This window comes from Muribaculum gordoncarteri, assembly GCF_004803695.1.
GTDB lineage: Bacteria > Bacteroidota > Bacteroidia > Bacteroidales > Muribaculaceae > Muribaculum > Muribaculum gordoncarteri.
Genome location: NZ_CP039393.1, coordinates 2136389 through 2150067, shown reverse-complemented (window position 1 = coordinate 2150067; position 13679 = coordinate 2136389). Strand labels below are relative to the sequence as shown.

9 protein-coding genes and 2 pseudogenes are annotated in these 13679 nt (G+C 52.2%); 3 read left to right on the top strand and 8 right to left on the bottom strand.

What is annotated here, in order from left to right:
- Window positions 1–131: 131 nt before the first annotated feature.
- The gene (locus E7746_RS09560; RefSeq protein ID WP_136410656.1) at window positions 132–536 is read left to right on the top strand and encodes a sugar 3,4-ketoisomerase; all 405 of its coding nucleotides are present in this window, start codon (window positions 132–134) and stop codon (window positions 534–536) included.
- Window positions 533–1651: a DegT/DnrJ/EryC1/StrS family aminotransferase gene (locus tag E7746_RS09555; RefSeq protein ID WP_238337166.1), complete on the top strand. Its 1119-nt coding sequence runs from the start codon at window positions 533–535 to the stop codon at window positions 1649–1651. Before E7746_RS09560 ends, E7746_RS09555 begins: the two co-directional genes overlap by 4 nt.
- Window positions 1652–1724: 73 nt before the next feature.
- Here the strand turns inward: E7746_RS09555 and tpx are convergent, their stop codons facing one another.
- The 3 genes from tpx to E7746_RS09540 form a co-directional block, all read right to left on the bottom strand.
- Window positions 1725–2222: a thiol peroxidase gene (gene tpx, locus E7746_RS09550; protein ID WP_136410655.1), complete on the bottom strand. Its 498-nt coding sequence runs from the start codon at window positions 2220–2222 to the stop codon at window positions 1725–1727.
- Between the two features lie 27 nt (window positions 2223–2249).
- Entirely contained in the window at window positions 2250–3431 is a 1182-nt protein-coding gene (locus E7746_RS09545) for a hypothetical protein (protein WP_136410654.1), read from the bottom strand.
- A gap of 121 nt (window positions 3432–3552) precedes the next feature.
- Entirely contained in the window at window positions 3553–4170 is a 618-nt protein-coding gene (locus E7746_RS09540) for a hypothetical protein (protein WP_136410653.1), read from the bottom strand.
- 206 nt (window positions 4171–4376) lie between these two features.
- Between E7746_RS09540 and E7746_RS09535 the strand changes: the two genes are divergently transcribed.
- Entirely contained in the window at window positions 4377–4592 is a 216-nt protein-coding gene (locus E7746_RS09535) for a hypothetical protein (protein WP_123396281.1), read from the top strand.
- Between the two features lie 164 nt (window positions 4593–4756).
- On the opposite strand, the gene E7746_RS09530 is transcribed toward E7746_RS09535, so the two are convergent.
- From E7746_RS09530 to E7746_RS09510, 5 genes and pseudogenes are all read right to left on the bottom strand, one after another.
- Entirely contained in the window at window positions 4757–6238 is a 1482-nt protein-coding gene (locus tag E7746_RS09530; protein WP_136410652.1) for a SusD/RagB family nutrient-binding outer membrane lipoprotein, read from the bottom strand.
- Between the two features lie 38 nt (window positions 6239–6276).
- Window positions 6277–9411, bottom strand: a complete 3135-nt coding sequence (locus E7746_RS09525; RefSeq protein WP_136410651.1) for a SusC/RagA family TonB-linked outer membrane protein — start codon at window positions 9409–9411, stop codon at window positions 6277–6279.
- 420 nt (window positions 9412–9831) lie between these two features.
- Window positions 9832–11025: a glycoside hydrolase family 88 protein gene (locus E7746_RS09520; protein WP_136411333.1), complete on the bottom strand. Its 1194-nt coding sequence runs from the start codon at window positions 11023–11025 to the stop codon at window positions 9832–9834.
- 59 nt (window positions 11026–11084) lie between these two features.
- Window positions 11085–12155: pseudogene (locus tag E7746_RS09515) on the bottom strand (beta-xylosidase family glycoside hydrolase); the annotation flags it as partial.
- Between the two features lie 126 nt (window positions 12156–12281).
- Window positions 12282–13674, bottom strand: a pseudogene (locus tag E7746_RS09510) (glycosyl hydrolase family 28 protein).
- Window positions 13675–13679: the final 5 nt, after the last annotated feature.

The following is a 13679-nucleotide window of genomic DNA, read 5'->3' as shown; positions in this document are numbered from 1 at the left end:
TCGCAGGCAATGACTCAATGAAAAAATGTCCTCCAAATTTAAGGTTTGGGGGACATTTTTTTTGATTATCAGTGAATGTATTTCATGAGAAAAATCGTTAAATTGCATCGATTATAAAAAAATGATCGATAATGGGATTGAATGATGTAAGATTTATAGAAGTTCCCACCGCAAGCGACTCCCGGGGCTGCCTGTCGTATATCAGGTCGATGACCGAGGTGCCGTTTGAAATCAAGGAAGTTTATTATATATATAATGTGCCGGCAGGAGCGGTGCGTGGCTGCCACTCCCACCGCACGGCCCGTCACGTGCTTGTGGCATTGAATGGCAGCGTGACGGTGAGTCTTGACGACGGTGTCGACAAGGCTGTCTACACGCTCGACTCCCCGAGGCGTGCTCTATATATGCCGGCGGGCCTTTGGCTCGGCGAGTTCAATGTCGAATCGTTATGTCTTGTCGTGTCATCGGAGCTGTACTCGGAGGATGAGTATATACGTGACTATGACGAATATTTGAGATTCAGGGGATTGCGATGATGGACGGTGGATTGCGATATCCGTTTCTCGATCTTGGAAGGGTCAACGAGCGTTATGCTGCGCAGCTGAAGGAGGCGTGTGCCCGTGTCATCGACGGCGGGCGTTACATCGGCGGCGATGAGGTTGAGCGGTTTGAATCGGAATTGGCGGCTTATTGCGGAGTGCGACATGCCGTGGGGGTGAGCAACGGACTTGATGCCCTGAGGCTCATATTGCGCGGCTATATTGAGATGGGCGTCATGTCGCCCGGTGACGAAGTGATATATCCGGCCAACACCTACATAGCGACCGTGCTTGCCATAACGCATAACGGGCTTGTACCGGTGCCTGTGGAGCCCGACCGCGTGACCATGAACCTTGACTCCCGATTGATAGAGCGCAGCGTGACATCACGCACCAAGGCTGTAGTGACAGTGCATCTCTATGGCCGTCCATGCTACGACGCGGCGATGCGTGACATTGCAGCGCGACATGGCCTTAAGATAATAGAGGACAATGCGCAGGCCATAGGCGCAAGTGTCGACGGCCGCGTGACGGGTTCGCTTGGCGATGCCGCGGCGTTCAGCTTCTATCCTACCAAGAATCTCGGAGCGCTTGGCGACGGAGGTGTCGTTACGACCGATGACGATGAACTCGCCTCGGTGGTAGCCGCTCTGCGCAACTACGGCATGACGGCGCGTGACATGAACCGCTATGCGGGGTTCAATTGCCGCCTTGACACGATACAGGCGGCGATGCTGTCGGTAAAGCTCAGCCGACTCGGAGAGGAGATCGACCGCCGTCGCGAGCTTGCGGCAATCTACGACACGATGCGCAACGACATGGTGACGCCGGCCGACGCCTCATGTCACGGACATGTCTATCACCAATATGTGGTGACGGTGGAAGACAGAAGGCAGCGTTTCATCGATTACATGGCCGCTCACGGAGTGGGGACTATGGTGCATTATCCCGTGCCGCCTCACAGGCAACCGTGCTATCGGGGAGTCATAGATGCCGAGTGTCCCGTGGCCGAGTACCTTGCCGACCATGTAGTGAGCCTGCCTATAAGCCCGTGGTGCACATCGACCGATGATGCGCGTGACATTGTCGACATCATTAACCGTTACAAATAAATAGAGCCGCAACCCTGACAGCAGGCTGCGGCTCCATATACTTGAATTTCGGATAATGGGAGAGGAGAATGATTTATAACATCTTCAATGCGGCTTCGTAATCGGGCTCGTTGGTTATCTCATCGACGAGCTGACGGTAGATTACCTTTCCGTTTTCATCGATGATGACCACGGCGCGGGCCAAAAGACCTTTCAGGGGACCGTCGACGAGCTCTACGCCGTACTCCTTGGCAAATTCGGGCGAACGGAATGCCGATGCCGGTATAACGTTCTTTATGTTCTCAACAGTGCAGAAGCGCTGGGCTGCGAAGGGCAGGTCCATAGATACGCAGAGCACTATCGCGTCCTTCTTTTCGGCAGCCTTTTCGTTGAACTTCCTTACGCTTGTAGCGCACACGGGAGTGTCGAGGCTGGGGAATATGTTCAATACGATTTTCTTTCCGGGAAAGTCGCTTATGTGCAGCTCCTTGAGTTCGGGGTCGACTACTGAAAATTCAGGTGCCTTGTCACCTACCGAAGGCATATTGCCGCCGGTGTGGCAGGCGTTACCTTTAAAATATACGGTTTCCATTTAGTTATTATATTAGGTTATACAATGTTAGCGGCTCTTTGCTGCAAGAGCCATCTTTTGTATAACAACCGAAGTGAGGTCATTGTTGTATCCGAGTATCACATCGTTGACAACGCCGTCGGTACCCACGATTATTGAAACGGGGTAGGAGCTCACTCCACAATCGCGTGCGAGCGACTTGGCACTCATGAGTATGTGCTCTCCCATGAGCGGCTGCGGGATGATTTCGTCGATAGTGTCGGCGTTATTGCTCACGAATGCCCAGATGACATCGGCATTGTAGGGGAGTGCCTCGACACCTTTGCGGATGTCGTTGACCGTGGCGCGGGCAAATGTCGACGCCGGGTCGATGAGCACGATGATGGTGGGTGTGCGGAACTTGTCGCCGAGCAGCCTTGAGTAGCGCTCGCCTGTTGTGGTAGGCAGCGAGAATGCCGGCAACCGCTGCTGCGGAAGATTCTCGATGGCGTAGTTGCTTTCGCGGTACTTCTCAAATATCTCGGGGTACATCTCGCGAAGTCCTTCTTCGCTTATCTCGGCGCAAGGTGCCTTGTCGGCCGCGTAGGAGTAGTCGGAAATGAGGGTCTGCTCGGCAAGTGCGCCGGGATTGTTCTCGATTTCGGAGTATAGGGGCATTGAGGTTACGGGGTCAAACGCATAGGTAATTTCCTTATACACCTCGCCTCCCATTGTCATTACAGCTTCGAGAGCGTTGCAACGGCGGTCGGCCACAACGGTGTCGGTGTGGAACGAGTAGGTGTAGTCGGGGCTTGTGACGATGGTCTGCAGCTCCTCGGCGATAAACTGAGGCAGCAGAGTCGTGAACTGGGCCGAGCGCTGCACACCGGGGAGGGCGGCAGCCGAGCGTCCGCGCGGGCGGAACGGAATAGAGTCCCACTCGTAGTGATATTCCAGCAGTCGGTCGCCACGGAAGTTGTAGGCGTTACCGTCATAATAGGCCGAGAAACCGGTGCTTTCGCCGTCGGGAGTGGCAAGCGTCCAGTTGATAAGGTAGTCACATGGCGCGAGCGAGTCGCCGGGAGCGTTCATGGAGTTGAGCTTCACGGTGTAGGACACATCGGCCTGAAGCGACATGAGCACCTGATATTTCATGGTTGATTCGTAACATTCAACATTTTTCAAAGACTTGATAATATCGTCTATCCCCTGAGCTGCAATGCTCAAGGGATAGACAATAAGTATCGCCATTAACAATCGCATTTTCCCATTCATAAATAAATAATTGTAACGTTCATTGATATAACGCCGATTTTCCGATAAAAGTTTTGAAGTGTGAAAAAAATATGTTAATCGGTGTCGGCGTCAATCATCAAGGCTCAACCCTGCGGAAGTACACTTCGGTTTCGGGAGATTGAATCTCAAATTCGAGCATCTTGCCTTCGTTCTTGGCCTCAATGTCGTTGATCACAGAATAGCGTGATAGCTCCTCGCGGAAAGCACGAGTCAGTTCACGGCTCCACCTTGTCACGGCGGTGTTGACAATCGAGTCAAGACATGCTGCCGATGGAGCGTTACCGTTGTCCTGAACCACCGTCATGCCGTCGCGGTCGATGTCGATCTTCAGTGAAGAGTTGTCAAATGTCAGCAGCAGGTCGTCACTATCGTCTACATCGGGTGTCCATGTGCCTGAGATTGAGGCTGTCGCTTTCAATTGTATATTGTAGACGCTGTCGGCCGATGCTGTAGTTTCGTTTATGTCATATATATTGGATATGTTGACAACACCGTCGGTCTTCTGCTCATTGTCGGCAAAGTCGATAGACATTACCGATGTCACGCTTGTGGCCGAGGGGAACTGCGATGTTATGTCGCTTTGATTGTTAGCCACCCAAGAACCTATGTACGGATTGTTGTCGGAACATGACGACATGGCAAGCGCGCCACACATGGCACATAGGCCAAAAATAGATTTTGTAAGATTATTCATAATTTTTTGAGTTAATTATTTGAAATGAAACGACCGGGCGACGGTTTATGTTCAGAATTATATGTGAAAGAGTTGCTTTTTATTAAGGAGTGGGTGATGCCGCGGGTCGATGATGTGTTAAAATGGAATAAAAAACGGGATGCCACGATAACAGGTCACCGCGATTATTGTTATAACGATAGTTCAAATCTATCATTATAATAATTATGGGACATAAAAAAGAGAAATCATTGCTCGAGAGGGCTTTGGCCAAAGAGGAGATAAATCTTGCCGAGTATTCGCTTGAAGAGGTGAAGAAGGTAATCGAGGATCTTGTAGAACTTCAGTTAAACAAAATCCATCGTGAAGAGATAATAAGACTTCAGGATGCCATGATAATGGCGTCGGAGAAGGTTAAGAAGATACTCCAAAGCGAGAAATAATAAGCAAGGGGCGGTTTAGAGTTGAGCCCCCCCTTTTAATGCCTGCATACAATCACGGGGATTGATGCCTCTCGGATACAAGAAAGCCACTTGATTCACATCAAATGGCTTTCGTCGTCTAATCTATTTAGTATGAAATGAATAGTTACGACATCGGTGGCAGGTTATCGAGAACCACCGAAAAGCCATACATTTTCAGTGAATAGATAGTTGCCGGCCTCATTTCCGCTGCCAAATGCCGCGGATACGTTGGGATTGGAAACCACATCGCTGTTGCCGTAGGGCAGACGGAGCGGCCATTGGTTTTGTCCTCCCGAGGTGTTATTGGGATTTTGCAATGTAATGAATTCCTGACCGAGAGCCTTGCAGCGACGGATGTCGTTGTAGGTCTGAATCTGCTCGTCACGTGCCTGTGCAATGTATTTCTGCACCATGATTTCGGCGAGTGAGGCCGAGCCGATTGAAGCGATGTAGTCGGCAGCCGACGAGGGGTCAAATCCGATCATGCCGCCGTCGCTCAGCGCGTAATCCTCAAATGAGGCGGTTACAGCTTCGGCGAGTTCGGCTGAAGCGTCCTGTCCGAGTCGGGCCTTTGCTTCGGCGACGATGAAGTACAATTCACTCTTGCTCAGCAGGTGCAGTGTAGCGGCTCCGTTTTCAAGCCATGTGGGGAATCCTACGGTTTCGGTGCTCTTGGCGAGTACATCGTCGCCTGCAGGTGCATACTCAATGCCTGTTCCAAACAGGTCGCAAGCATATACATCATATCGCGGGTCGTTACGCTCGGCCATCAGTTCGGCCACTGTTCCGCAGGCACCGCTGTAGTAGCGGCTCCAGTTGTAGGCCGTCCATGAGTTGTCGCAGTCCACGCCGTTGAATATCGTGAGTTCAGCTCCGTCAAATCCGGCCGACAAGGCTTCGTTGGCGGCGGCAAGCACATCGGGAAGCACCGACTGATTGCGGTAGAGCGTGTTGAGGAGCAGACGCGCTTTCACGGCGTAGGCAAAGCCTTTCCACTTGGTCAGGTTGCCTCCGTAAAGCAAGTCCTGTCCGGCGGCATTGTTCATTCCGGCCGCTTCGGCAGCCTTGATGTTGGCGATTGCGTCGTCGATTCTCTTCAGCAGGTCGGTGTAGATGCTCTCCTGTGAGTCGAGCTTGGGCTGACGGCTTCCTCCGAGAGCTTCAGAGTAGGGTATGTCGCCGTGCAGGTCGGTAAGAGCCTCGAAGCTAAGTGTCCACAGCACCTGTGCCATTCCCTTGAGGTCGAGTTGGCCGCTGTTGACGCCGCCTTCTTCACATTTCTCGATTATCTGCTTGATGTTCATGAGGTTGCCGTAGGTGGCATTCCACTCGTTGTTGTAGGTCGAGCTTGCAGCTGTTTCGGAGCGCATGCGCAGTTCGGCTTTCATGAGCTGGTTGTTGCCTGTTCCGAATATTTGTTCGGTGAAAGAGGCCACATACCATGCGTAGGCACCGCCCCAAGTCGAATAGCCAGTTCCGACGATTGCGTCGGTTATCTGAAACTTGGCGTTAACGCTCGATGCCGGCGGATTGGACTCGTCCTTGTTGATTTCATCCATCAGGTTCTCGGAGCATGAGGTCATTACAGCGCCGAGTAAAGCCATATATAGAAATTTCTTAAGCATTGTCTTGTGTTATTAATCAAGTTTATACATTGTGAATATTAGAATGTCACTTTGAGTCCACCGCCTATAGAGGTGGTGTTGGGAACTGAGAAGCGTTCAAAGTAACCGCCCATGTTGCTGTTGCCTTGCGATGCCTCGGGGTCGAAGTTGGGAAGCTTGGCCCAGATGAGTACGTTGCGTGCAAATCCGAATACATCGATGTCAAATTTGCCGATCTTGGGCAACTTGTAGGTGAGGGTGACATCTCTAAGCTTGAGGAAGCTCATGTCATATACGCCTGATTCGGTTACATCATAGTAGGCCTGGTAGTAGTCCTGCTTGAGCACCTCCACGGTGTTGGGCTGTCCTGTGGCTTCATCGATGCCGTCGACAACCATTGTGCCTTCGTGGAAGGGGATTGACTCCTTGGTGGCACCGAAGTAGTTGAGCGTCATGTTGGTTCCGTGATACATCTTTCCGCCCTGCTGCCAGCTCCATGTGGTTGAGAGTGAAACTCTCTTGTAGCGGCCGCCGAGGTTGAAGCCCATTACAAAGTCGGGCGAGCAGTTGCCGAGGTCCTGGCTGTCGGAAGTGCCCTGGGGAAGACCTTCGCTGAGGAGGAGCTTTCCGGTGGCTTCGTCACGCTTGAATGCGTAACCGTAGATGTTGGGGTAGGTGTTGCCTGCCTGTGCGCGAACCTGAGGCTCAACAAATCCGCCGAGCATGATCGACTCTACGCCTTCGGCAAGTTCCACAACCTTGTTGTCGACTGCGGTGAAGTTTACACCGAGGTTGAGGTCGTAGTCACGGTGCTGGAGCACAGCCACGTTAAGACCGATTTCGTGGGACCATGTGCGCATCTTTCCGGCGTTGGTCATCAGGTACTGGTAACCTGTAGAACCTGCGGTGGGCACCGAGAAAATCTGGTCGGTTACATTCTGGTAGGATACGGTGTATTCAAGACGAACACGGTCGTTGAACATGCGCAGGTCGAAACCTCCTTCAATGTTCTCGGTGTTCTGGGGCTTGAGGTCGGGATCGTAGAGCACGTAGTAGGGAACGTAGGCCGATACACCCTTTATCGGGTAGGTAACGGGGTTGTAGGCATACATGCCCGAACTATAGCTGGGTGTGTAGTAGAAGTTTTCGTAGTAGCTTCCTGCCTGACCAACCTGTGCGTAGGAGAGGCGCAGCTTTCCGAATGTGAAGAGGTCGTTGCCTTTGAGTGCGTCAAGTTCGGTGAATACCCATCCAAGTGACACTGAGGGGTAGAAGAATGAGCGGTTGTTGCGGGGCATTGTCGACACGTAGTCGTTACGGCCGGTGACCGTGAGGAAGAGCATCTGCTTCCAAGCGAGGCTTAAGCTGCCGAAGAAGCCCACTGTGCGTGTCTTGAAGTTGTATTCACTGCTCTGGAAGCTTGTAGCGTTGCCGATTACAGGCATTCCGTAGAAGTTGAAGTTGGTGCCTGAATAGCTCCAGTAGCGTGAGTCGTTCTGGTTGATTTCGTTACCGAGCATTGCGTCGAAGTCCCAGTCTTCGCCCCAGCGAGCTGTGAAGTTGGCTGTGAAAAGGTTGTTGAACACGTTGCGTGAAACTCCGTAGTTGTCGATTGAACCGTTGGCGTTACTTGCCGAACCCACTTCCATTACATCGCTGTAGTTGGAGGTGTAGGAGTCGATACCTGCCTGTTCGCGGAACCAAAGCTCATAGTTCTCGCCCCAGTTGATTGTGGGGTGATACTCTACATAGGCATTACCGAAGAATCGGTTGGTGTGCTGGAGATATTGGTTGTTCTCGGCCCACCAGTAGGGATTGTTGAAGTTGGTTGAGCGGAACGAAATCTGGCTTGAAGGCTGACCGGGAGCGTGGAAGGGAATTCCTGCGAGATTGTACTCCGACGGAGCTGAGTAGACAACGTTCATGATACCGTCGTTGGCTCCGGGGGCCGAGGTGATTTTGGTAGATGCATAGTTGCCTGAGAAACCTGTCTTCCACTCATTGCTGATTATCCAGTCGACGAGTCCGCGTGCGCTCCATCGGGTCATGCCGGTTGAGGGTATGATACCGTCCTGATAGGAGTTGTTAAGACCGAATGAGTAGCTTGCGCGGTCGGTTCGCTGGCTTATGCTGAAATTAGTGTTTTCGGTGAATCCGGTGTTGAAGAAGTCACCTACGTTGTCGTAGATTTCGGGAGTAGTCCATCCGTCGAGTCCGGCCTGCTCACGCTTGGGGTTACGGTACATGCCCGAGTGTCCCTGGCTGTTGCCTCCGTAGACGGGATCGTTGGGAAGGTCGGTAATCTTGGGACCCCATGTCATAGAGCTTCCGGGGTTGTAGGCTTCGAGGTAGTTACCCTGTGCATATACCGACTGACGCTCAAACTTGCGTGACACAACTTCGGCCGAGAGGTTGGTGGAAACGGTAATGGTGGGGCGGCTTGAGTTGAGTCGTCCGCGCTTTGTGGTGATGACGATCACACCGTTGGATGCGCGTATACCGTAGAGAGCCGAAGCGGCCTGACCCTTAAGCACGTTGATTGACTCGATGTCCTCGGGGTTGATGTCGATCGAACGGTCGGCGATGTTGGCACCTGTCACGGAGTTGCCTGTGCCGTAGTCGGGGGTCGATTCGATGGGCATTCCGTCGACTACATAGAGCGGCTGGTTGTTGCCGTCGAATGAGCGGGCACCACGTATGATAATCTGGCTTGATGCACCGGGAGCGCCTGAAGATGGACGGATGTCGACACCGGTGAGCTTACCCTGCATAGCACTTGCAAGCGATGTGGTTCCGTCGGTGTTTAGGTCTTCGGCATTGAGGTCCTGCACTGCATATCCGAGTCCTTTACGCTCTTTCTTCACACCGAATGCGGTGACTACCACTTCGTTGAGCTGATTGTCGGAATTTTGCAGCGCAATCGTCATGGGCGATGACGACACATCGACCTGGCGGGTCACCATTCCCACATAGGAAACATTGATTTTAGTTACAGAAGCGGGAATGCGGAGTATAAACTTTCCGTCCAGATCGGTTGCGACACCGCTTCCTCCTCCTGCAGGGATAACGGTAGCACCTACAAGAGGTTCGTTATCGCCTGCGTAAACGACAGTACCTTGGATGGTGCGCATGTCCTGAGCCGACGCATTCACCATAGTAATAACTGCCACAAGCATTAAAAATAACTTTTTCATACTTTGAGTTTGAGTAATGGGTTAATTAAATGTGATTAGCAAATTGTTAGTATAAATTGATGTTGTGCAACAATATTCCATAAAGACGAAGCAAATGTAGCAAAATAAAATTTAAAATAATTAACGACCCCCCCTATTTTTAAATGATATTAACTGATTTAGTGTGATTATTGTTAAAAATATAACTAATTTAACTGTAGTGGGCGAGTGTCTGCGTCGGGTTAACGGGTGGTGCATAGCTGTTTGTGGCTTTGTGGGTGTTAATTCCTTAATTAAAATTAATTAATTGTGTTTTTGAATAGCATTTTGACATTTTGCTATTAATGTGAAAGGTTTGCTATGTAATTGAAATCAAAAAGAGTCATGTCAACGGCAATATGACATGACTCTCTACTTTGATTATGTTTCGGGATGATTATTTCAGGACAACAGGGGAGTTTCAAGCTTTTTCAGGCGGTTCAATGCCTCGATATAGTAGTAGTCGGCATATATTATTGAGTAGTCGATTTCGCTTCCTGCGGGCATGTTGCCAACCGAGTGCATCAGGAAGGCGGGAACGTTGTCGGGCGCCCGGTAGGAGTCAGATGCAAGTGACATGAGCATTTTCTTGGCCGAATCGAGATAGGTGACGCTCTTCTCGCCGTCGACCATTGTGCTTAGTTCGATCAGTGCCGACGCCACGATTGCCGCAGCCGAAGCGTCACGTGGTGTTTCAGGAATCGAGGGGTCGTTGAAGTCCCAGTAGGGAATCTTGTCCTCGGGCAGGCGGTCGAGGTAGACATCGGTCACTTTTTGTGCGAAGTCAAGGAATTTCGTGTCGCCGGTTTCACGGTACACCATTGTGTAGCCGTAGATAGCCCAGGCTTGTCCTCTTGCCCACATGGAGTCGTCGGCAAGGCCCTGGTGGGTGCATCCACGCAGGAATTCACCGGACTCAGGGTCGTAGACAGCTACGTGATAGGATGTGTAGTCGGGGCGGAAATGGTGCTTCATTGTAGTTTCGGCATGCTTCACGGCAATGTCATAGAGATAGGGCCTGTGGGCTTCGGCGGCTGCGTGAAACAGCAGCTCGAGATTGATCATGTTGTCGATTATCGTGTTGTGGCCGCCAAACATGTCGATGTTTCTCGGCCATGACAGCAGAGTGCCGGCTTTGGGGTTGAACAGGGTTGCAAGCGAGTCGGCGGCGTTGACCAGCGCTTCCTTGTATTCGGGCTTTCGGGTGAGGCGGTAGCCGTTGCCGTAGCTGCACTGAATCAGGAAGCCGATGTCGTGGTCGTAGGGGCGGCTGTTGATTATGGTGTCGAGCCTGAGGGTGAAGCGGTCGGCTTCGGTGAGCAGGGCGGAGTCACCGGTCGCTTCGTAGGCATACCACAGTACGCCGGGCCAGAATCCGCTGCACCACTCTTCGGGTGATGATTTGCGGCAATGCCAGGTGGTGTCGCCCGCAGCGATGTTGCGCGGCATCATCGAGTAATCGATGTAGCCTGCTTCGTTTTTCAAATCGTTAAGAGATGCGCGCACGTGACGGTCGCAGAAATCAAGGTCGTTGTCGACATCGGGTTCCGACGATGCCGTTACGCCTGACGATGCGCAGCTGCAAAAGGCGAACATCGAAACGATTGCGAAAGATTGTAGTTTTGGTAGTGTCATTGTGATTAAAAGGTTTCTTATTAGTTTCGGTCAATGATAAAGCTGTCAATGTCGATCCATCCACGGTCGACTCCATTGGGCTGAATGCTGAATATGCCTGTTTTGGCGCCTATCCATTTGCCTTGTCGCGCCGTAAACGGAATTTTGGTGTCGATGAATTTCAGGCCGTCGAGGCTATAGCTGAATGTGCATTTGCCTCCCTTGTCCATCCGCACCCGGAGGTAGATGTCACGCTCATAGTTGGGGTGTAGGCCGGCTTCGTATCGGCGTGACGGTGACATGTCGGTGACGAGTGTACGTGTTTCGGCTCCTCCCTGTTCGGCGTCGTGACACACGGTCTGCACCAAGTCAAATTTCTCACCGTTCTTTTCCAGTCCGAGGGTGCAGTAGTCGTGTCCCATCACGATAAGTCCCGATTGCTGGCCGTCGGCTTTGCTCGATATCTTCACTTTGGCCGTCACGGTAAACTCTTCGGCGGGAAATTTCTGAAGCAGCAGATTGGGAACTTCCCACAGACTGACGAAATTTTCCGAAAGTTCGTGTCCGTAGACTCGCATGTAACCGTAGGGTGTCGGGAATCCGAATTCGGGCTGATAGTTGGCGTGCCACTCCCACTGCAGCCCGAGCCGGGTTGAGTTGAAGTCGTCGCTTTCGGCGGGAGTAGTTACGGGATAGGTGCGCCCGACATCGGGCTTGCTGTATCGGCTTACGGGATTTCCGCATCCGTCATTGTCGCTGTCGGAGCCTATGACGGGCCAGTCGTCGACCCATGTGACGGGATTAAGGTGAAGCACGCGTCCGTAGAGTCCTTTGTCCTGGAAGTGGATGAACCAAGATTGGCCGGAGTTGGTGTCGACAAGTCCGCCCTGATGCGGGCCGTTGATGTCGGTGTCGCCTTGCTCCATGACGCGGCGCATTTCGTAGGGGCCGAAAGGCGAGCGTGACCGCAGGGCAATCTGCCATCCCTTATCCACACCTCCAGCCGGTGCGAGAATATAGTAGTAGCCGTTTCGCTTGTAGAACTTGGGCCCCTCGACGGCGTGGATTATGGGATTGATGTAGGTTCCGTCGCCTTGGTCGGCAACCCACACGCGTGACACATAGTCATCGGCATTAGACGATGCCGGGCACAACAATGCCGCGAGCGCGATGATTGTCACTGTCAAGATTCGGTGATGGTGATGTGATGGTGACATTGGCGTTGCGTGAGCTGAGGATTATTTGAATTTGATGTCACTGATGAAGCTGTTGGTTACGAAGTCCTTAAGGCTTGTGACTTTCTCGCCGTTGACCGATACGTTGTCAAATGTCACATCGGTAACATCACGCTCGGCGCTGTAGCCCAATATCTCCGACTTCGCCTCGCCGTAGCCGTTGTAGGTTATGTTGCGGAACGTTACATTCTCGATTTTACGGCCGGGAGTCTTGTTGTACTTGGGGTTGAACTGCACTTCAAGGTGAAATAGCATACCCTCCTGGATGCTTTCGACGCGGATGTCGTCAAACGTTATGTCACGTGCAATGTTGTTGTCGCCCACAACGATGCACATCGCACCGCGATAGGGCGGGTCGTCCTCGTCGTGTTCAAGAATGTCGATGTTGTTGAAGCGCAGATGCTCAATCACCTCGCCGGCTTCATTGTCGGGGTCGCCGTGACTTCCTATGTTGATGGGATGGGCTATGTCGGCCCACAGCACCGAGTTTTTCACCGTGATGTTGGATGAGCCGCCTTTCCAGTCCCACCTGTGGTTGTAGAGGGCTATGCAGTCGTCGCTGTTGCGCATGAACACGTTGTCGATGTCGACATTGCTGCAACACATCATGTCGATGCCGTCGCTCCAGCCCTTGATGCTGAACGACTTGAGGTTGCGTATGCGTATGTCGGAGCTGCCTCCGCCAAACACCGTGTAGTGGTCGGGATTCACAACCGTTACGCCGTCGATTTCAACGTTGCGCGAGTTGGTAACTTCGATTCCCCGGATGGGATGGTCGAGCACTCCGCGACCTATTATCCTGACATTCTCGGCGTTGTCAATGAGTAACTTCGCTCTTATCACCGCTCCGGGAGCGAGAAACACCGTGGTGTTGGAGTGTATCCTTATCTGATTGTTGGGCAGGTCGCCAGGACGATGTACGCCCGGACCGAAGTAGAGTACATTGTCGCTTGACTCGGTGTAGGTTTCGGTCATTACGGGATTGGCAAAGAGGTGCAGGTTGTGAAGTCTGTCGCCGTCAAATTCGACCGAAAGGTATTTAGGCTCGTCGATGCGGAATGTCACGGTGTTGCCCTTGCGGTCGCAGGTTATGGCGTTACGCAGCGGACGGATGTCGACTTGCGAGAAGATGCCGTTGTTTTTTTTTGACCATAACCTCCACAGGCTCGTCCATGTCAAACTGTACCATCGACGCATCCTGAGGATTGTCCATGTCGACCTGAACCTTGTACTCAAAGAGGTCGTGCCACTCGCCGCCTATTGTCCTCACCTTCACCGTGAAGTCGTCGTTGTGGGGCATGTTGGGAGAGCCGGTGGGATATACATTCAACTCGGCGCCGGCAATAAAGGCCAAAGAGCCTAACAGGGTAGTCAAGATAGAGCGTAGGTGGTTCATGTCGA